This window comes from Pseudomonas sp. UBA6310 (assembly GCF_002438225.1).
GTDB lineage: Bacteria > Pseudomonadota > Gammaproteobacteria > Pseudomonadales > Pseudomonadaceae > Pseudomonas_O > Pseudomonas_O kuykendallii.
In genome coordinates, this window is the sequence record NZ_DJTK01000020.1 from 40,550 (window position 1) to 60,308 (window position 19,759).

General features: G+C 66.2%; 19 protein-coding genes. 5 read left to right on the top strand and 14 right to left on the bottom strand.

The features are described 5' to 3' along the window. Positions 1–14: 14 nt before the first annotated feature. The 4 genes from B3E91_RS03845 (at position 15) to aguA (ending at position 4,555) form a co-directional block, all read left to right on the top strand. Positions 15–1,391, top strand: coding sequence for a glutamine synthetase family protein (locus B3E91_RS03845; protein ID WP_090224849.1), 1,377 nt, complete (start codon positions 15–17; stop codon positions 1,389–1,391). 126 nt (positions 1,392–1,517) lie between these two features. Beyond that, positions 1,518–2,582 (top strand): extracellular solute-binding protein, encoded by a 1,065-nt coding sequence (locus B3E91_RS03850; RefSeq protein WP_287028450.1) that lies wholly within the window; start codon positions 1,518–1,520, stop codon positions 2,580–2,582. Between the two features lie 67 nt (positions 2,583–2,649). Then, positions 2,650–3,279: a TetR/AcrR family transcriptional regulator gene (locus B3E91_RS03855; protein WP_287028451.1), complete on the top strand. Its 630-nt coding sequence runs from the start codon at positions 2,650–2,652 to the stop codon at positions 3,277–3,279. A 178-nt stretch (positions 3,280–3,457) separates the two neighbouring features. After that, positions 3,458–4,555 carry an agmatine deiminase gene (gene aguA / locus B3E91_RS03860; protein ID WP_090224844.1) on the top strand — a complete coding sequence of 366 codons (1,098 nt, stop codon included), beginning with the start codon at positions 3,458–3,460 and terminating at the stop codon, positions 4,553–4,555. A gap of 60 nt (positions 4,556–4,615) precedes the next feature. Here aguA and B3E91_RS03865 read toward each other — a convergent pair whose 3' ends face one another. The 3 genes from B3E91_RS03865 to desA all read right to left on the bottom strand — a co-directional run bounded on the left by B3E91_RS03865 (position 4,616) and on the right by desA (position 8,059). Further along, a complete protein-coding gene (locus B3E91_RS03865; protein WP_273233791.1) occupies positions 4,616–5,623 on the bottom strand; it encodes a cytochrome-c peroxidase in 1,008 nt (335 codons plus the stop codon). Between the two features lie 150 nt (positions 5,624–5,773). Beyond that, complete coding sequence (locus B3E91_RS03870; protein ID WP_090224843.1) at positions 5,774–6,754, bottom strand: GGDEF domain-containing protein; 981 nt, start codon at positions 6,752–6,754, stop codon at positions 5,774–5,776. A 120-nt stretch (positions 6,755–6,874) separates the two neighbouring features. Next, a complete protein-coding gene (gene desA / locus B3E91_RS03875; RefSeq protein ID WP_287028452.1) occupies positions 6,875–8,059 on the bottom strand; it encodes a delta-9 fatty acid desaturase DesA in 1,185 nt (394 codons plus the stop codon). A 164-nt stretch (positions 8,060–8,223) separates the two neighbouring features. Between desA and dibA the strand changes: the two genes are divergently transcribed. Further along, on the top strand, positions 8,224–10,140 hold the full coding sequence (gene dibA / locus B3E91_RS03880) for a phosphodiesterase DibA (protein ID WP_287028453.1): 1,917 nt from the start codon (positions 8,224–8,226) through the stop codon (positions 10,138–10,140). Positions 10,141–10,307: 167 nt separating this feature from the next. Here the strand turns inward: dibA and B3E91_RS03885 are convergent, their stop codons facing one another. The 11 genes from B3E91_RS03885 to B3E91_RS03935 all read right to left on the bottom strand — a co-directional run. After that, on the bottom strand, positions 10,308–10,523 hold the full coding sequence (locus tag B3E91_RS03885; RefSeq protein ID WP_090224838.1) for a TOBE domain-containing protein: 216 nt from the start codon (positions 10,521–10,523) through the stop codon (positions 10,308–10,310). Between the two features lie 37 nt (positions 10,524–10,560). Continuing rightward, the gene (gene ssuB / locus B3E91_RS03890) at positions 10,561–11,370 is read right to left on the bottom strand and encodes an aliphatic sulfonates ABC transporter ATP-binding protein (protein WP_287028454.1); all 810 of its coding nucleotides are present in this window, start codon (positions 11,368–11,370) and stop codon (positions 10,561–10,563) included. Then, positions 11,367–12,161: an aliphatic sulfonate ABC transporter permease SsuC gene (ssuC, locus tag B3E91_RS03895; protein WP_287028455.1), complete on the bottom strand. Its 795-nt coding sequence runs from the start codon at positions 12,159–12,161 to the stop codon at positions 11,367–11,369. The genes ssuB and ssuC overlap by 4 nt, the downstream gene beginning before the upstream one ends. 222 nt (positions 12,162–12,383) lie before the next feature. Beyond that, entirely contained in the window at positions 12,384–13,532 is a 1,149-nt protein-coding gene (gene ssuD / locus B3E91_RS03900; RefSeq protein WP_287028456.1) for an FMNH2-dependent alkanesulfonate monooxygenase, read from the bottom strand. Between the two features lie 52 nt (positions 13,533–13,584). After that, positions 13,585–14,547 (bottom strand): sulfonate ABC transporter substrate-binding protein, encoded by a 963-nt coding sequence (locus B3E91_RS03905; protein WP_287028457.1) that lies wholly within the window; start codon positions 14,545–14,547, stop codon positions 13,585–13,587. 81 nt (positions 14,548–14,628) lie between these two features. Next, positions 14,629–15,216, bottom strand: a complete 588-nt coding sequence (ssuE, locus tag B3E91_RS03910; protein WP_287028458.1) for an NADPH-dependent FMN reductase — start codon at positions 15,214–15,216, stop codon at positions 14,629–14,631. A 10-nt stretch (positions 15,217–15,226) separates the two neighbouring features. After that, a complete protein-coding gene (locus B3E91_RS03915) occupies positions 15,227–15,865 on the bottom strand; it encodes a peroxiredoxin (RefSeq protein ID WP_287028459.1) in 639 nt (212 codons plus the stop codon). Between the two features lie 182 nt (positions 15,866–16,047). Next, complete coding sequence (locus tag B3E91_RS03920) at positions 16,048–16,779, bottom strand: ABC transporter ATP-binding protein (RefSeq protein WP_287028460.1); 732 nt, start codon at positions 16,777–16,779, stop codon at positions 16,048–16,050. Beyond that, the gene (locus tag B3E91_RS03925) at positions 16,776–17,624 is read right to left on the bottom strand and encodes an ABC transporter permease (RefSeq protein ID WP_287028461.1); all 849 of its coding nucleotides are present in this window, start codon (positions 17,622–17,624) and stop codon (positions 16,776–16,778) included. Before B3E91_RS03925 ends, B3E91_RS03920 begins: the two co-directional genes overlap by 4 nt. Position 17,625: 1 nt before the next feature. Beyond that, on the bottom strand, positions 17,626–18,597 hold the full coding sequence (locus tag B3E91_RS03930) for an aliphatic sulfonate ABC transporter substrate-binding protein (RefSeq protein WP_287028462.1): 972 nt from the start codon (positions 18,595–18,597) through the stop codon (positions 17,626–17,628). Positions 18,598–18,704: 107 nt separating this feature from the next. Continuing rightward, positions 18,705–19,759 (bottom strand): OprD family outer membrane porin (locus B3E91_RS03935; protein ID WP_287028463.1); only part of this gene is annotated, 1,055 nt, incomplete at its 5' end.

Genomic DNA, 19,759 nt, shown 5'->3' on the forward strand with positions numbered 1-19,759 from the left:
ATAGGTGTTGCATCATGTCGGTACCCCCGCGTGCCGTTCAGCTCAACGAAGCGAACGCATTCCTTAAGGAACATCCTGAGGTCCTGTTCGTCGACCTCCTGATCGCAGATATGAATGGCGTGGTGCGCGGCAAGCGCATCGAACGAACCAGCCTCCACAAGGTTTACGAAAAGGGCATCAACCTCCCCGCCTCTCTCTTCGCCCTCGATATCAACGGCTCCACCGTGGAAAGCACCGGCCTCGGCCTGGACATCGGCGACGCCGACCGCATCTGCTTTCCGATCCCCAATACCCTGAGCAACGAGCCCTGGCAGAAGCGCCCCACCGCGCAGTTGCTGATGACCATGCACGAGCTCGACGGCAAGCCGTTCTTCGCCGACCCGCGCGAGGTGCTGCGCCAGGTGGTGGAGAAGTTCGACGCCATGGGCCTGACCATTTGCGCGGCGTTCGAGCTGGAGTTCTACCTGATCGACCAGGAGAACGTGAACGGCCGTCCGCAGCCGCCGCGCTCACCGATCTCAGGCAAGCGCCCGCACTCGACCCAGGTCTACCTGATCGACGACTTGGACGAATACGTCGACTGCCTGCAGGACATCCTCGAAGGCGCCAAGGAGCAGGGCATCCCGGCCGACGCCATCGTCAAGGAAAGTGCCCCGGCGCAGTTCGAAGTCAACCTCCACCACGTCGCCGATCCGATCAAGGCCTGCGACTACGCGGTGCTGCTCAAGCGGCTGATCAAGAACATCGCCTACGACCATGAGATGGACACCACCTTCATGGCCAAGCCCTACCCGGGCCAGGCAGGCAACGGCCTGCACGTGCACATCTCGATCCTCGACAAAGACGGCAAGAACATCTTCGCCAGCGATGATCCCCAGCAGAACGCCGCTTTGCGTCACGCGATCGGCGGTGTGCTGGAGACCATGGGCGCCTCGATGGCCTTCCTCTGCCCGAACGTGAACTCCTACCGCCGCTTCGGCGCGCAGTTCTACGTGCCGAATTCGCCATGCTGGGGACTCGACAACCGTACCGTGGCGTTGCGCGTGCCGACCGGCAGCCCGGAAGCGGTGCGTATCGAGCAACGCGTCGCCGGCGCGGACGCCAACCCGTACCTGCTGATGGCGGCGCTGCTGGCCGGCGTGCACCACGGGCTGACCAACGAGATCGAGCCGGGCGAGCCGATCGAGGGCAACTCCTACGAGCAGAACGAGCAGAGCCTGCCGAACAACCTGCGCGATGCGTTGCGCGAGCTGGACGACAGCGAGGTGATGGCGAAGTACATCAGCCCCGACTACATCGACATCTTCGTCGCCTGCAAGGAAAGCGAGCTGGAAGAGTTCGAGCACTCGATCTCCGACCTCGAATACAACTGGTACCTGCATACCGTCTAAGGGTCCGACGCCGGCCTCGCCGGCGTTCCTCCCTGCACCGCCAACGTCGAAGACCGCCTGGCCACGCGCCGCAACGGACGGTTTTCGGCGGCGCTTGTCGCGCATCGTCAACCAGGGAGGGTTTCAATGCTTCGCCGTATCTCGCTGCTGTTCGCCCTGACGCCGTGGCTGGCGCTCGCCACCGAGGCCACGCCGTCCGGCCCCAGCATCACCGTCTACAACTGGAACGACTACATCGCGCCGCAGGTGCTGGAAAACTTCGAGCGTGACAGCGGCATCCACGTCGACTACCACACCTACGCCACCGCCGAGGAGCTGCTGCAACGCCTGGACGCCGGCGACGTCGCCGTGCCGTCCCACGACGCGTTGCCGAAGCTGATCCGCGAGAAGCGCCTGCAGCCGCTGGATTTCGCCCGGTTGCCGAACCGCAGCCACCTGGACAAGCCGCTGCTGAACAAGCTCGCCGCGTTCGATCCGCAGAACCGTTACGCGGTGCCCTATCTGTGGGGCTCGGTCGGCCTGGCGATCAACCAGCCGAAAGCCGAGGCCGCCTACGGAGGCCCGCTGCCGAACAGCTGGAGCCTGCTCTTCGACCCGGTGCAGAGCGCGCGCCTGGCGGGCTGCGGAATGAGCGTGATCGACGCGCCGGACGAGGTGCTCTCGATACTCCTCAACTACACCGGCTACAGCCTCGCGCGCAGCTCGACCACTCGCCTGCGCGCCGCCGGCGAAACCCTGAACGCGCTGCGGCCGCGGCTGAAGTACGTCGACAGCGAGCGCTACATCGACGACCTGGCGAACGGCAGGCTCTGCGTGTCGCTGGCCTGGGTCGGCGACGCCCTTGCCGCCGCCAAGGCCGGGCAGCCGGTGCGCTTCTTAATTCCCGAGGAAGGCTCGGCGCTGTTCATCGACAACCTGGTGATCCCGGCCAACGCGCCGCACGCCGACCTGGCCCATCGCTTCATCGACTACCTGATGCAGCCGCAGGTGGCCGCTCTGATCAGCGAGGAAACCCTGTACCCCAGCCCGAACGCCGACGCGCAGGGCTTCATCGACCCGGCCCTGCGCGACCTGCCGGGGCTCTACCCGGACCGCGACACCAAGCGCCGGCTGTTCGCCCTGGACCCACTGCCGGACGGCCACGCCAGCGTGCGCAACGAAGTCTGGGCGCGCTTTCGCAGCGGCGAGTGAGGCGGCGGGCGTAGCGACAGGCTTTTCGCTATGCTCGCCGCTCGACAGCGCCCGCACAGGACCCCACATGCCGCGCACCGCCACGCCCCGCAAACCCCGCGCCAGCAGCCAGGCGAGGATCGACGCTATCCTCGTCGCCGCGCGCGCCCTGCTGGCCGAACAGGGTATCGTCGGGCTCTCGGTGTACAGCGTGGCCGAGCGCGCACAGATCCCGCCGTCCTCGGTCTACCACTTCTTCGCCGGCGTTCCCGCCCTGCTCCAGGCGCTCACCGCCGAGGTGCACGCCGCCTTCCGCGCCTGCCTCGCCGAGCCCATCGCCGACGACGACCTGCGCACCTGGCGCGATCTTTCGCGGATCGTCGAGGCGCGCATGCTGGCGATCTACGCCGAGGACGCCGCCGCGCGACAGTTGATCCTCACCCAGCACGGCCTCGCCGAGCTGGTCCAGGCGGACCGCCAGCACGACCTCGAACTGGGCCGCCTGATGCAGGCGCTGTTCGACCGGCATTTCGTCCTGCCGGCGCTGCCCACGGAGATCGAGGTGTTCGCCCTGGCCATGGAACTGGGCGACCGGGTCTATGCCCGCTCGATGCAGCAACACGGCTGCATCACCCCGCGCCTGGCCGAAGAGGGCCGGCGCGTGTTCGATGCCTACCTGGGGCTCTACCTTCCAGAGTTTTTGCCGCGCCGTTCTTAATTCGATCTTTATCGGCATAGATGAGCTTAAAATGTCGTATATGACGCTAGCACATCCTTTTAATATCGATCTTTATCGACTATAAGTCTGCCATCCGAACCGCTCGGGAACCGTCCCGAACGCCACGGTCCAACTCCATTCCGGCGCAGGCCGCCCAGCAGAATTCTCGGAGAGCACAATGCCGACACTCGACACCACACCGCGCGCCGACGGCTTCCACATGCCGGCCGAATGGGCGCCGCACAGCCAGACCTGGATGATCTGGCCACAGCGCCCGGACAACTGGCGCCTCGGAGGCAAGCCGGCACAGGCGGCGTTCACCGCGGTGGCCAAGGCCATCGCGCAGTTCGAGCCGGTGACCGTCGGGGTGTCCGCGGAACAGTACGAGAACGCCCGCGCGCAGCTGGATGCCGACAACATCCGCGTGGTCGAGATCAGCAGCGACGACGCCTGGGTGCGCGACAGCGGCCCGACCTTCGTCATCGACGGCAAAGGTGGCGTGCGCGGGGTGGACTGGGACTTCAACGCCTGGGGCGGCCTCGACGGCGGCCTCTATTTCCCGTGGAACCGTGACCGCCAAGTGGCGGGAAAGGTGCTCGAGATCGAGCGCTGCGACCGCTACCGCACCGAAGGCTTCGTGCTCGAGGGCGGATCGATCCACGTGGACGGCGAAGGCACCCTGATCACCACCGAGGAGTGCCTGCTCAACCGCAACCGCAACCCGCATCTGTCGCGTCAGCAGATCGAGCAGGTGCTCGCCGAGCAGTTGGCCATCGACACCGTGATCTGGTTGCCGGACGGCCTGTACAACGACGAGACCGACGGCCACGTCGACAACTTCTGCTGCTACGTGCGCCCTGGCGAAGTGCTGCTGGCGTGGACTGACGACGAGCAGAACCCCAACTACCCGCGCTGCCAGGCGGCGATGCGCGTGCTGGAAAAGGCGCGTGACGCCAAGGGCCGTCCGTTGCAGGTGCACAAGATGCCGATTCCGGGTCCGCTGTACGCCAGCGACGAAGAGTGCGCGGGCGTCGACAAGGCGCTCGGCTCGCAACCGCGCGATCCGTCGATCCGCCTGGCGGCTTCCTACGTGAACTTCCTGATCGTCAACGGCGGCATCGTCGCGCCGCGCTTCGACGACCCACTGGACAGCGAAGCGGAGGCGATCCTCGCGCGGCTTTTCCCGCAACACCGCGTGGTGATGGTGCCGGGCCGCGAGATTCTCCTCGGTGGCGGCAACATCCACTGCATCACCCAGCAGCAACCGGCGCCCTGAGCGTTCGATGACCGATAAAAAAGCCCCGCCGATTGGCGGGGCTTTTTGTTACGCGGCCGGTCAGTTGGCCACAGGGAACGGCTGCGGCCGCGGCGTTTGTGCCGTAGAAGGCGGCAGGATCGGCAGGGCGAAGCTCGGCTGATCGCCGGTCAGGGTCTTGAGGAAGGCGACGATCTGGCCGACTTCATCGGTGCTCAGTTTGCGACCCAGCTGCAGGCGCGCCATCACATCCACCGCCTCTTCCAGCGTCCAGTAGGCGCCGTCGTGGAAGTAGGGGTAGGTCAGCTCGACGTTACGCAGCGTCGGCACCTTGAACATCATGCGATCGGCATCCTTGCCGGTCAGCCCGGCGACACCCTCGGCCTTGTTTTTGGTGGCATAGGCTTCGACCATGCCCATCTTCTGGAACGAGCCGCCGCCCACCGCCGCGCCGTTGTGGCAGGCCACGCAACCGGCGCTCTTGAACAGCTGATAACCCTCCTGGGCCGTGCTGCTGATGGCGGTCGCATCGCCGAGCAGCCAGCGATCGAACGGCGAGTGCGGCGTGACCAGGGTTTCCTCGAAGGCCGCAATGGCGTCGGTGACGTCGTCGATCTTCACGCCATCGTCGCCATACACCGCCTTGAACGCGCCGCGGTACTGCGGGATCGAGCGCAGCACGTCGAGCGCCAGTTCATGCGAGAAGGCCATCTCGCCAGGGTTGGCGATCGGGCCGCCGGCCTGTTCCTTGAGCGTCTTCGCCCGACCGTCCCAGAACTGCGCGATGTTCATGCTGGAGTTGAGCACGGTGGGCGAGTTGATCGGCCCCTGGTGCCAATTGTGGCCGATGGACGTCGGCAGGTTGTCGCTGCCGCCCATGCTGAGGTTGTGGCAGGAGTTGCAGGAAATGAAGCCGGACTTGGACAGCCGCGGATCGAAGAACAGTTGCTTGCCGAGTTCGACCTTGCTCGCGTTGACCACCTTGGCGGGCTGGATCGGCTGGATGGGTTCGTTGCTAGGGGTCGGGCTGATCGCCCAGGCAGCCGTGCCCAGGCTCATCGCTATGGCTAACATCAACGGTTTGTACATGGCCTTTCTCCTCAGGCTCGTCATTTGAAATGACGATGGCCCGAGGGAGGCGCTCAAGGCTTGACGCTGGTCAAGCGCCGCGGAACGGCCAAAAACAATTCATCACAAGATGTGTTCAACGCGAACGATATCGCGACACTCGGTCACAGGTCAGGCCAGGACGATCTGATTCTTGCCCTGCCGCTTGGCCTGATACATCGCCGCGTCCGCGCGGGCGAACAGATCGCCGAGGGCCGCATCCTCGATGCGCAGGCTGACCAGTCCCTGGCTGACGGTGACGCCGAACGGCTCGCCCTCCGCGCTGCTGAAGATCAGCCGCTGCACCTCGCGCTGCAGCCGCTCGGCGATCTGCTGCGCCAGCGCCGGGTCGCAGCCGGGGAACACCGCGGCGAACTCCTCGCCACCGATGCGCCCGAACAGGTCGCCGCGACGCAGCGCCGTGGCCCCGCACTGGGCGATGCGCTGCAGCACCTGATCGCCCATCTGGTGGCCGTGGGTGTCGTTGATCTTCTTGAAGTCATCGATGTCCAGCAGCAGGAACGCCAGCGGCGCGCCGAAGCGGTTGGCGTGCTCGAACTCGCGCTGGGCGCAGTCGAAGAAATGCCGGCGGTTGCTGCTCTTGGTAAGCACGTCGGTGGTCGCCAGGCGCTGCAGTTCGCCTTCGAGCTGCTTTTTCTCGGTGATGTCCTCGGCCATGCCGACGATGGTCAGCGATTCTCCGCTGCCGATCTGCCGGTTGATGAAGCATTTGTCGCTGAGCCAGCGAATCTGACCGTCGGCGCGGATGATGCGGTACTCGCGAAATTCCGCGGCGCCCTTCTCGACTGCTTCGGCGAGACTCTGCTCGGCGTACTCCAGGTCGTCGGGGTAGATGCTGTTGCGCCATTCGCCATAGTCGGCGAGCAACAGCGCGGCGGAGCGGCCGAAGATCCGTTCGTAGGCGGGGCTCACGTAGATCATCCGTTGGGTCTGCCAGTCGAACGCCCAAAGCACGGCGTTGACGCTGCCCAGCAGGGCGCTGAACAGGCGTTCGCGCTCGCTCAGGCGCGCGACCTCGCCCTGCGCGTGCATCAGCGCGAGCAGTGTCTCCGCTGGAACCGGCAGTTCCGAAAGTGTGGTCTTGCTATCCATTTCCCTGACCTCGCACAGGCACGACAAAAACCCACCAGGCAAGTGGGCCATGACTGAGAGAGGCGATCGGAAGCTTAGTTCCAGCCGCGCGTGCGTTCCGGACGCGCGGCGTGGACTGGTTCACACGCTGGCGGGACGCAGCGAATAGGTCTTCAGCTGTTCGGCGAACTCACGCAGGGAGTGGATGCCGCTGGCCTCCGCTTCGTGGACCCATTCCTTAATCGCCGCGAGCATGTCGTGGCCGTTGCTGCTGGTACGCGCCCAGATCTGCTGCAAAGCCAGGCGCTTCTCGTAGATCACCTTGAGTGCCTGGCTGTGCGCCAGCAGGTTCTCGATACGCGCGTGATGGGTTTCCTGCAGCAGGCTCGGCTCGCGCGACAGCAGGCGCTTGCTGCGGCGGAACAGGTGACGCATCGAGGCATCGGCCTTGCCCAGTTCCTGCTTGACCAGCGGTGCGATCACCAGCTTGCGGTACTGCGCCATGATCTGGAAACGGTTGTTGAGGATCGCCATGGCGGTGTCCATGTCCAGGCTGCCCTTGCCTTCGACGCGGTGGGCGATGGGCGCGACGCGTTGCACCTTGGCCAGACCAAGCAGGCTGAACAGCCGTATCCAGGCCCAGCCGAGGTCGAACTCCCAGGGTTTCACCGACAGCTTGGCCGAGTTCGGATAGGTGTGGTGATTGTTGTGCAGCTCCTCGCCGCCGATGAGGATGCCCCAGGGCACCAGGTTGGTCGCGGCGTCGCGGCACTCGAAATTGCGATAGCCGACCGCATGCCCGAGGCCGTTGATGACGCCGGCCGCCCAGATCGGAATCCAGGCCATCTGCACCGCCCAGACGGTCATGCCGAGCACGCCGAACAGCGCCAGGTCGATGATCGCCATCAGCGCGATGCCGCCGGCCGGGAAGCGCGAATAGAGGTTGCGCTCGATCCAGTCGTCCGGGCAATTCTTGCCGTAGATGCGCAGCGTGTCGGCGTTCTTCGCCTCCTCGGCGTAGAGCTCCGCGCCCGTGCGCAGCACCGTGCCCAGGCCTTTGTGCACCGGACTGTGCGGATCGTCCACGGTTTCGCACTTGGCGTGGTGCTTGCGGTGGATGGCGGTCCACTCGCGGGTGTTCATCGCCGTGGTCAGCCACAGCCAGAAACGGAAGAAATGCTTCAGCGCCGGGTGCAGCTCCAGCGAGCGGTGCGCCGAGTAGCGGTGCAGGTAGACCGTCACACCGACGATGGTGACGTGTGTGAGCAGCAGGGTGACAGCGACCAGCTGCCAACCGGATAGATCGAGAAAACCGTTATACCACATAGACTTAGTTGCCCTTTGGAGCGATAGGGTGGACCTGGATCGAAGCAATCCGATTATCTTCGACGCGGGTCATGAAACCAGCGGGCCTTTTCGATCAATAATGCAAACCCGCATCTCACATATAATGAACGCTAACTCACACAGGGCAAGGAACCAGCGGTTACATGAAATTGCATCGCAGCGCGCTGCGCCTGGCCCTCATCTATTGGATATGCGCCAGCCTGTGGGTGGTGTTCAGCGACCAACTGCTGTTCAAGCTGTTCGGGACCACCGAACGGATGCTCCTTTGGCACAGCGCCAAGGGCCTCGCCTTCGTGCTGGTGACCAGCGCCCTGCTGTACGCCCTGCTCAACCTCTACTTCTCGCGGATGAGCCTGCAGCACACCGCCCGGCGTGCCAACGAAGCGAGCCTGCGGCAGGCGGCAGCGGTTTTCGACAGCACCCTGGAAGGCGTCCTGGTAACCGATACCGAGCAGAAGATCGTGCACGTCAACCGCGCGTTCCAGCGCATCACCGGCTACGAAGAGAAGGAGGTGATGGGCAAGGTGCCGTCGATGTTCCAGTCCGGCCGTCACGACGACGCCTTCTACCAGGTGATGTGGAAAAGCCTCAACCAGCGCGGCGAATGGAGCGGGGAAATCTGGAACCGTCGCAAGAGCGGTGAAATCTTCCCGATCTGGCAGAACCTGCGCGCGATTCATGACGAGAACGGCGAGCTCAGCCACTACGTCGCTGTGTTCTCCGACATCACCGCGATCAAGCGCTCGCAGAACGAACTCGATCACCTGGCCCACCACGACCCGCTGACCAGCCTGCCGAACCGCCTGCTGTTCATCGAGCGCGTCGAAAGCGCGCTCAAGCGCATCTTCGCCGACAAGCGCGGCGGCGCCGTGATGGTGGTCGACCTCGACCACTTCAAGCACATCAACGAGAGCCTCGGCCACAACATCGGCGACCAGTTGCTCAAGGGCGTCGCCGAACGCTTGCGCGGCCTGCTCGAAGACGGCATGACCCTGGCGCGGATGGGCGGCGACGAATTCGCCCTGATCTACGAGGACTGCCCGCATGTCGAGCAGGCCGCGGCGCTCGCCACGCGCATCCTCGAAGAGATCAAGGCGCCCTTCAGTCTCGGTGGCCACGAACTGTTCACCGGCGCCAGCATCGGCATCAGCCTCTATCCCGGCGACGCGCGCACGGTGCAGCAACTGCTGCGCAACGCGGATTCGGCGCTGTTCAAGGCCAAGAGCAGCGGTCGCGAAGGCTATGCCTTCTACACCCAGGAGCTGACCGCCTACGCGCACCAGCGCGTGGAGCTGGCGGCCTCGCTGCGCCACGCCCTCGAGGGCGGCCAGCTGCGCGTCTACTACCAGCCGGTGCTGCGCCTGTCCGACGGGCACATCGTCGGTGTCGAGGCGCTGGTGCGCTGGCAGCATCCGGAGCGCGGGCTGATTTCACCGGGCGAGTTCATCCCGATCGCCGAGGAAAGCGGGCTGATCGGAACCATCGATGCCTGGGTGCTCGAGGAGTCGTGCCGGCAGATGCGCCGCTGGGTGGAACAGGGCCGCGAACTGGAGTTCGTCGCGGTGAACATTTCCAGCCGCGTTTTCAACCGCGGCGACCTGCCCGATCGCATCGTCGAGACGCTGGAGAAGACCGGCCTGGAGCCGGCGCGCCTGGAGCTGGAAGTCACCGAGAGCGCGATCATGCACGACCCCGACGGCGCCCTCGACCAGCTGGTGCGCCTGCGCGTACTCGGCGTGCGCCTGTCCATCGACGACTTCGGCACCGGCTATTCGTCGCTGCTGCGGCTCAAGCGCCTGCCGGTACACAAGCTGAAGATCGATCAGGGCTTCGTCGCCGGCCTGCCCGACGAAAGCGAGGACATGGCCATCACCCGCGCGGTGATCGCGCTGGCCGGCAGCCTCGGACTGAAGGTGCTCGCCGAGGGCATCGAGACCCCGGAACAGGCCGCGTTCCTCCTCGAACACCACTGCGATCTCGGCCAGGGCTACTGGTTCGGCCGCCCGGTGCCGGCGGAGAAGCTCGACTGGCGCGATCGCCCGCCTGCAGGCGAGGCATGAAAAAGGCGAGCCCGGGCTCGCCTTGATCGTTACCGCCGGAGGAACCGGCTCCGGTCCCGCGAGCCATGCCCGGGCGGTTATCCGAAGAGACAGACTCCCGCGCCGAAGCACCTTGGCCGCAAGCGGCTGTCCGGCCGTTTCAATGCCCGGGACCGAGCCGCCTCCAATCAGAGCTTGGCGATCGATACTTCGGTGGATTTGACGAAGGCGATCACTTCACTGCCCACACCCAGTTCCAGCTCCTTCACCGAGCGCGTGGTGATCACCGAGGTGACCACGCCGGCGGCGGTCTGCACGTCGATTTCCGAGAGCACGTCGCCCTCGATGATTTCCTTGATGGTGCCCTTGAACTGGTTGCGGACGTTGATGGCTTTGATGGTCATGGCGTTTCTCCTGGTTCGGTACGGATGGATTCGTGGGTCAAAGCGCCCAGCGCAGTTGCGTCGGGAGCGGTGAAACGGGGTCCGGCTCGTTGTCGCCGGGCGGCAGCGACAGCACGCGGTCGAGCACCTGGGCTTCCAGCGCCGCCAGGCGCGCCGAACCGCGGTGGCGCGGACGGGCCAGTTCGACCGGCAGGTCGAGGCCGATGCGGCCGTCCTCGATCAGGATCACCCGGTCGGCGATGGCCACGGCCTCGCTGACGTCGTGGGTGACCAGCAGCACGGTGAAGCCATGCTTCTGCCAGAGGCGTTCGATCAGTTGCTGCATCTCGATGCGGGTCAGCGCATCCAGCGCACCGAGCGGCTCGTCGAGCAGCAACAGGCGCGGCTGGTGGATCAGCGCGCGGGCCAGCGCCACGCGCTGTTTCTGCCCGCCGGACAGCGCCGCCGGCCACTCGCCGGCGCGATCGGCCAGGCCGACCGCTTCCAGCGCATCGCGGGCCTTCTGCCGCCAGTCGCCGGAAAGACCGAGGCCGACGTTGTCGATCACCCGTTTCCACGGCAGCAGGCGCGCGTCCTGGAACATCAGCCGGGTTTCCTCGCGGGCACTGCCGAGGTCCGCCGAGCCAGCCAGCAGTTGCCCGGAACTGGGCGAATCGAGCCCGGCGAGCAGGCGCAGCAGGGTGCTCTTGCCGCAACCGCTGCGACCGACCACCGCGACGAACTGGCCGGCGGGAATGGTCAGCTCGATGTCCTTGAGCACTTCGCGCTTGCCGAAGGTCTTGTGCAGGCCGCGCACCGCCAGCGGGATGCCGCGCTTGAGGTTCTGCGGGGGTTGTTGAGCGGTCATGCGGCACCTCGTTTGGGCTGGTACGCCGGGTGCCAGCGCAGCCAGAGGCGCTCCAGGCCACGGGCGGCGACGTCGGCCAGCTTGCCGAGTACCGCGTAGAGCAGGATCGCTAGGACCACCACGTCGGTCTGCAGGAACTCGCGGGCGTTCATCGCCAGGTAGCCGATGCCGCTGCTGGCGGAAATGGTTTCGGCGACGATCAGGGTCAGCCACATGAAGCCGAGGGCGAAGCGCACGCCAACCAGGATCGACGGCAGCGCGCCGGGCAGGATCACCTGGCGGAACAGGCCGAAGCCGGACAGGCCGTAGCTGCGCGCCATCTCCACCAGCGCCGGGTCGACGTTGCGAATGCCGTGGTAGGTGTTCAGGTAGATCGGGAACAGCGTGCCGAGCGCGACCAGGAAGATCTTCGCGCTCTCGTCGATGCCGAACCAGAGGATCACCAGCGGGATCAGCGCCAGGTGCGGGACGTTGCGGATCATCTGCACGCTGCTGTCGAGGAAGCGCTCGCCCCAGGTCGACAGCCCGGTAATGAAGCCCAGTAGCAGGCCGATGCCGCCGCCGATGGCGAAGCCGATGCTGGCGCGCCAGCCACTGATCGCCAGGTGTTGCCAGAGCTCGCCGCTACGCACCAGCTGCCAGCCGGCGGTGACGACGGCGCTGGGCGCCGGCAGGATGCGGCTGGACAGCCAGCCGGCCTGCACGGCGATCTGCCAGGCCGCCAGCAGCGCGATGGGCAACGCCCAGGGCGCGGCGCGCAGGGCCAGTTTGTGAAGGGTCGTGTTGCGCATTTTTTGCCTCGAAGAATCCTGTTTACTCGAACCTGTGCTCCCGGACTTCATCCGGGCTACAAACCCCTCTCCCCCATCAATGGGAGAGCCGGAGGAACATCGATCCGTAGGGTGCGCCATGCGCACCAATGAGACCGCAGTCCATCGCGGTGCGCGCAGCGCACCCTACGATTCAGCCCGTAGCCCGGATGCAATTCGGGGCAACCAGTGACTGCACCACCCTCAACTCGCCGAAGCCGCCTTCGGCAGGATGTCGCTGGAGATCATTTCGCCGAACGGGCTGACATAGCCTCGGCTCTCCGGGCGCTGTGGCCGGGCCACGTCCAGGTGCGGGAACAGCAGTTCGGCGACCCGGTAGGACTCCTCCAGGTGCGGGTAGCCGGAAAAGATGAAGGTGTCGATGCCCAGGTCCGCGTATTCCCTGACCCGCGCGGCCACGGTCTGGCCATCGCCGACCAGCGCAGTACCGGCGCCGCCGCGCACCAAGCCGACGCCGGCCCAGAGGTTCGGCGACACTTCCAGGTTGTCCTTGCTGCCGCCGTGCAGCGCAGCCATGCGCTGTTGGCCGACCGAATCGAAACGCGCCAGGGACGCCTGAGCGCGGGCGATGGTGTCGTCGTCGACGTGGGCGATCAGCCTGTCGGCGGCCTTCCAGGCCTCTTCATTGGTTTCGCGCACGATCACGTGCAGGCGAATGCCGAAGCGCACTTCACGGCCCTGGGCCGCGGCCTTCTCGCGCACCTGGGCGATCTTCTCGGCGACGGCGGCCGGCGGTTCGCCCCAGGTCAGGTACAGCTCGACCTGCTCGGCGGCGAGGTCCTGCGCGGCGTCCGAGGAGCCGCCGAAATACAGCGGCGGGCGCGGCTGCTGGATCGGCGGGTAGAGCAACTTGGCGCCCTTCACCTGGATGTGTTTACCGTCGTAATCGACCACTTCGCCTTCTAGCACGCGGCGCCAGATACGGGTGAATTCCACCGAGGCTTCGTAGCGTTCGGCGTGGGACAGGTTCAGGCCGTCACCGGCCAGTTCATCGGGATCGCCGCCGGTGACCAGGTTGAACAGCGCGCGGCCGTTGGACAGTCGGTCGAGGGTGGCCGCCTGGCGCGCGGCCACGGTCGGCGAAATGATCCCCGGACGCAGGGCGACGAGGAATTTCAGGCGCTGGGTCACCGGGATCAGCGAGGCGGCGACCAGCCAGGAATCCTCGCAGGAACGCCCGGTGGGAATCAGCACGCCGCCGTAGCCGAGGCGGTCGGCCGCCTGGGCGATCTGCTGCAGGTAGCCGTGGTCGACGGCGCGCGCGCCCTCGGCGGTGCCCAGGTAGTGGCCGTCGCCGTGGGTCGGCAGGAACCAGAAGATGTTCAAGCTCATGGAGTGGTCTCCTAGACATTCATGTCCCCTCTCGCGAGGGAGAGGGGTTCGGTCACTGCTGGGCGACTTTGCCCGGGGGATTCCAGATCACATCGGCGATGCGCAGGCGTTTCGGAATCAGCTTCAGGTCGCTGAAGGCGTCGGCGATCTTCTGCTGCGCCGCGACCACCTCCGGCGACAGCGGCAGCGCCCCGAACCCCTGGCGCTTGACGGTGATCAGCGCGATGTCCTCGGGCAGGCCGAGCAGCGGCGCGACCTGCTTGGCGACGGCTTGCGGATCGGCCTTGGCTTCGTCACCGACCTGGCGGATCTCGTCGATCAGCGTGCTCAGCACCTGCGGGTGTTTCTCGGCGTAGGGACGTGCGGCGAGGTAGAACTGGTGGTTGTCCACCAGGCCCTTGCCATCACGCAGGGTGCGCGCCTGCAGTTGCTGTTCGGCGGCGGCCTGGAAGGGGTCCCAGATCACCCAGGCGTCGACGCTGCCGCGCTCGAAGGCGGCGCGGGCATCGGCCGGCGGCAGGTAGACGGACTGGATGTCGCTGTATTGCAGGCCGGCGTCCTGTAGGGCGCGCACCAGCAGGTAGTGCACGTTGGAGCCCTTGTTCAGGGCGACCTTCTTGCCCTTGAGTTCGGCGACCGAGCGAATCGGCGAGTCCTTCTGCACGAGGATCGCCTCGCTGCTCGGGGCCGGCGGTTCGTGGGCGACGTAGAGCAGGTCGGCACCCGCCGCCTGGGCGAACACCGGCGGCGTTTCACCGGTCACGCCGAAATCGATGGCGCCGACGTTGAGGCCTTCGAGCAACTGCGGGCCGCCGGGGAATTCGGTCCACTTGACGTCAATGCCCTGGGCCGCGAGACGCTTCTCCAGCGACCCCTTGGCCTTTAGCAGCACCAGCGTGCCGTATTTCTGATAGCCGATGCGCAACGCGTCGGCCTGAGCCTGGGTAATGGCGCCGAAAGTGATGGCCGCGGCAAACAGGGCGGCCAGGCTTCGACGCAAGGTAGTGGTGCGCATGGCGCTCTCCTTGGCGATGTCTTGATTGGCTACCTGCTTGCCCGTTGGCGGGCGAGTAAGGCGAGGTTCGGGGTGTTCGGGTCAGATGCTCCAGCGGGCGTTCACCAGCCGGTCGTTCAACAGGTTCGGGTCTATCGGCTGCGGACGCCGGGCCAGCGCCGCGGAAAACTGCTCGAGGGCGTCGTGCAGGCGCTGTTCGAGCGCCGGCGCCAGTTGCGGATGGCCGTCGCCGTAGTCGATCTGGCCATCCTCGGCGAACACGCCGTGCAGCATGTCCTGGGCTTTCAGGGCGGCGAGCACCGGCTTCAACGCGTAATCCAGGGCGAGCATGTGCGCCGTGCTGCCGGCGGTGGCCAGCGGCAGCACCACCTTGTGCTGCAGGGCGCGCTCGGGCAACAGGTCGAGAATCACCTTCAGCGCTCCGGAGAACGACGCCTTGTACACCGGCGTCGCCACCAGCAGGCCATCGGCGCGACCGACCTGTTCGATCAGCTCGCGCACCCGCGAGCTGTCGAACTGGGCGTGCAGCAGTTCCTCGGCGGAAAAATCGCGCACGCCGTAGCTCACCACCTCATGGCCGCGTCCGTGCAACCAGTGGCGGGCACGCTCCAGCAACACGCCGGAGCGCGATCTCAGGCTGGGACTGCCGGCCAGGGAAACGATCAACATGTGCGGCGTCTCACTTGTTCGGTTGCGGGGTCAGCCGCAGGTAGGGCTTCACCGCGCGATAGCCTTTCGGGAAGCGCCGCTTGATTTCGTCTTCGTCCTTGAGCGACGGCACGATCACCACTTCGTCGCCGTCCTGCCAGTTGGCCGGGGTCGCGACCTTGTGGTTGTCGGCGAGCTGCAGCGAGTCGATGACGCGGAGGATCTCGTTGAAGTTGCGCCCGGTGCTGGCCGGGTAGGTGATGGTCAGACGCACCTTCTTGTTCGGGTCGATGACGAACAGCGAGCGCACCGTGAGGGTATCGCTGGCGTTGGGGTGGATCAGGTCGTAGAGGCCGGAGACCTTGCGGTCGGCGTCGGCGAGGATCGGGAAGTTGACGCGGGTGTTCTGCGTCTCGTTGATGTCGTCGATCCACTTCACGTGGGAGTCGACCGGGTCCACCGAGAGGGCGATGGCCTTGACGCCGCGCTTGGCGAATTCGTCCTTCAGCTTGGCGGTGAAGCCCAGTTCGGTGGTGCACACCGGGGTGAAGTCCGCCGGGTGGGAGAACAGCACGCCCCAGCTGTTGCCGAGCCATTCGTGGAAATGGATCGGGCCTTCGCTGGATTCCTGTTCGAAGTCGGGGGCGATATCGCCGAGTCGGATGCTCATGCTGTTTCTCCTGAAGGTGAGCGTTGCGTGGGCTCACTATGCTCAGGCGGCAGACAAATTAAAAAGAATAAATATTAATTTGTTTATTCGATAAATGAATTAAAACGCTTAGCGGCGGCGTGCGAACGCACGCCAAAAAAAAAGCCGGGCACGGGACCCGGCAAAGTTGCCCGAGGAGGCAATCAGAGCGCGTGCGACTGGTACAGCTCGGTCAGCGCCTGGCCACGCAGGCTGGCCAGTGCGCCGGAGCGGCGGTCACGCGGGCGCGCCAGCGCCACGTCGAGTTCACGGGTCAGGCGACTCGGCTGTCCGCCGAGGATCAGCACCCGGTCGCTGAGGTAGAAGGCTTCGTCGAGGTCGTGGGTGACCAGCAGGATCGCCACTTCGTAGCGCTGCGCCAGCTCGGCGACGAGGTCCTGCAGGCGCATGCGGGTGAAGGCGTCCACCGCGCTGAAGGGCTCGTCGAGCAGCAGCAGCTGCGGGCGACCGTACAGGCCGCGGGCGATCGCCGCGCGCTGCGCCATGCCGCCGGAGAGCTGCTTGGGCAACGCCTCGCCACGGCCTTCGAGACCGACATCGCGCAGCAGTTGCCGCACCCACACCGCGTCACCGCCACGACCATCGGCGAACGCGACGTTCTGCGCCACATTCAGCCAGGGCAGCAGGCGCGGCTCCTGGAACACCACGCCGATGCCGCGGGCAGTGCCGAAATCCAGCAGCGGGTTGCGTTCGAGATGCCCCTGGAAGTCGCGGTCGAGCCCGGCGGCGATGCGCAGCAACGTGCTCTTGCCGCAGCCGCTGGGGCCGAGCAGGCTGACGATCTCGCCGGGCGCCAGGCTCAGGCTGACGTCGTCCAGCACGCGCAGGCCGGCAAAGGATTTGTGGATGCGTTGCAGGGCCAGCAGTGCGCTCATGCGCCACCTCCTTCGCCGTCGAAATTGTCGCGCCAGCGCAGCGCGCGGTGTTCCAGGGCCTTCAGCAGGCTGTCGCTGAGCTTGCCCATCAGGGCGAGCACGACGATGGCCACCAGCACCAGGTCCGGGCGCGAGGTTTCGCGGCCATCGGTGAGCAGGTAGCCGATGCCCTCGGTGGCGGCCAGCAGTTCCGCCGCCACCACGCACAGCCAGGCCATCGACAAGCCGTTGCGCAGCCCAGTGAACAGGTACGGTTGGGCGGCCGGCACGAAGATCCGGCGGATCTGCTGCAGGCGCGGCAGGCGATACAGCTCGCCGAGCTCGACCAGCTTGCGGTCGACGTTGCGGATGCCGGCCACCAGGTTCATGTACATCGGGAAGAACGAGCCGATGGCGATCAGGGTGACCTTGGAGGTTTCGTCGATGCCCAGCCAGATCAGCAGCAGCGGCACCCAGGCCAGCCCCGGCACCGCGCGCAGCGCCTGGAAGGTGGGGTCGAGATAGGCCTCCAGGCGCCGGCTGATGCCGACCGCCGAACCGAGCAGCAACGCCAGCGAGGCGCCGATGGCGAAGCCCAGCAGCACGCGCAGGGTGCTGGCGAGGATGTGCTGCCAGAGCGGCCCTTCGGCCAGCTCCAGCAGGGTGACGAACAGCTCGCTGGGCGCCGGCATCAGGTAGGCCGGAATCCAGCCGACGCGCACCACGGTTTCCAGCAACGCCAGCAGCAACGCCGGCACCAGCAGCCCGCGCAGGCTGCCGAGACGCCCGATCAGCGTGGTGCGCCAGTGCGGCGCCGCGGACCGTTCGGCGAGCCGGGCCATGTCGCCGATACCCACCCGCTGCATCTCAGCGGGCCTCGATCAGCGGCCCGGCCAGGCGCGCGTCGATCAGGCTGTTCAGCGCGCCGTCGACGTCGGCGCCGCGACGCAGGATGCCGTCGGCCTGCAGCAGCGGGATCACCGGCTTGATCGCGTCCAGATGCACCTGGCCAGGCAGTGGCCGGCTGAGGTCGTAGCGGCCGAGTTGCAGGCGGATGACCTCCACCGGCAGTTGGGTTTCGCCGGCGATCAGCGTGGCCGCCTGTTCCGGGTTGGCGACGATCCAGCGACGGGCGCGCTCGTAGGCCTCGATCACCTGGCTGACGGCGGCCGGATGCTCGGCGAGGAAGGCCTCGCTGGTGTTGAGGAAGGCGCCGAGGCCAAAGCTGTCGTTGCGGTAGAGAAAGCGCGCGCCGGCCAGTTCGGCGGCGGCCATGTGCGGGTCGAGACCGGCCCAGGCGTCGACGCGGCCCTGTTCCAGCGCGGTGCGGCCTTCGGGGTGTTGCAGGTGGACGATCTTGATGTCCGAGGGTTTCAGCCCATTGGCCTGCAGCGAGCGCAGGAGGAAGAAATAGGGATCGGTGCCCTTGGTCGCGGCGACCTGCTTGCCCTTCAGCTCGGCGATGCTTTTCAGCGGCGAGTCCTTCTGCACCAGCAGCGCGCTGGGCACGTACCACAGGTAGCTGTAGACGGCCTTCACCGGCTGGCCGTTGGCGCGGCTGACGAACGCGGAAATGCTCGAGGTAAGAGCGAAGTTGGAGGCGCCGCTGTTGAGGAATTCCAGGGAGTTGTTGCTGCCGCGCGAAAGCACCCAGCGCACCTGGGTGCCCTGTTTGCCGAAGGCGTCCTCCAGCCAGCCGTTGTGCTTGATCACCAGGCTTTCCGGCGAATAGAAGGCATAGTCGAGACGGACTTCGTCGAGTTTCTCGGCGTGGGCGCCGACGGACAGGAGCGCTGCCAGAACGGCAGTCAGCCCCCGACGCAAGGTGTGCAGACCCATGGGTCTTCTCCTCATCTTAGGGGTGGTGCCTTCTATCCCGTTGGCGGGCGAGTCAGGTCGTTGCAGGCAAGGTGCGGACGGCCGGCGGGCCGCCCGCGGGGTTTCGCTCAGAGCAGCGTCAGGGTGTAGCTGACGATGAAGCGGTTTTCGTCCTGGTCGTTGGCGGTGGTGTTGCCGCGCAGCGAGGCGTTGCGCCAGGAGAAGCCGAGGCCCTTGAGGGCGCCGCTCTGCAGGCTGTAGTCGAGGCGGAAGTCGCGCTCCCATTCCTGGCGATCGCCGCCCACGGCGTCGATGTCGTCGCCCGACAGGTAGGTGATGAACGCCTTCAGCCCCGGCGCGCCGAGCTTGGCGAAGTCGTAGCTGTACTCGGCCAGCCAGGTGCGCTCGCCGGCGGAGAGGAACTTGCCGATCTGCCGGTCGGTGATCAGGTAGGCGGTGGAGCCGTCGCCCTGGTTGAGGAACGGGAAGGCGCTGTCGCCCGAGACCTGCTGATAGCCGCCGCTCAGCGCGTGGCCGCCGAGGGTGTAGGTGAGCAAGGCGCTCCAGGTGTCGTTGTCCACCTCGGTGCCGCTCACCGTGTTGGCGGCGGTGATTTCGCCCTGGCCGCGATAGCCTTCGGCACGCCCGGCGACGCTGCCGTTCTTGCCGTCGGAATCGCTGTGGAAGTAGCGCAGGTCGGTCTTCAGCGCGCCCGGGCCGATGGCCCAGGTGTGGGTCAGGCCGAGGAAGTGCTGTTTGTAGAAGTCTTCCAGGTTGCCGTAGTAGTACTGCAGCAGCAGGTCCTTGGAGACCTTGTAGTCGGCGCCGGCGTAGCGGAACTGGTTGGAGTCCGCCTGCACGCCGCCGACCGAGGCAGCACCGGCGATGCGCAGGCCGACGTCGTCGGAAGACGCGCGGGTCTTGGTGTGTTCAAGCTGGCCGGCGATCAGCGTCAGGTTGTCGATCTCGGCCGAGGTGACCTGGCCGCCGTCGAACAGTTGCGGCAGCAGGCGACCGTCGTTGAAGTTCACCACCGGCAGTTTCGGCTGCAGGGTGCCGATGCGCGCTTCGGTCTTGGAGAGGCGCAGCTTGGCGGTCACCCCGGCCTTGCTGAAGTCGTCCTCGGCCTTGCCGTTGCTGTCCAGCGGGAACAGTTGGCCAGGGCGGCGGCTGTCGCCGTTCT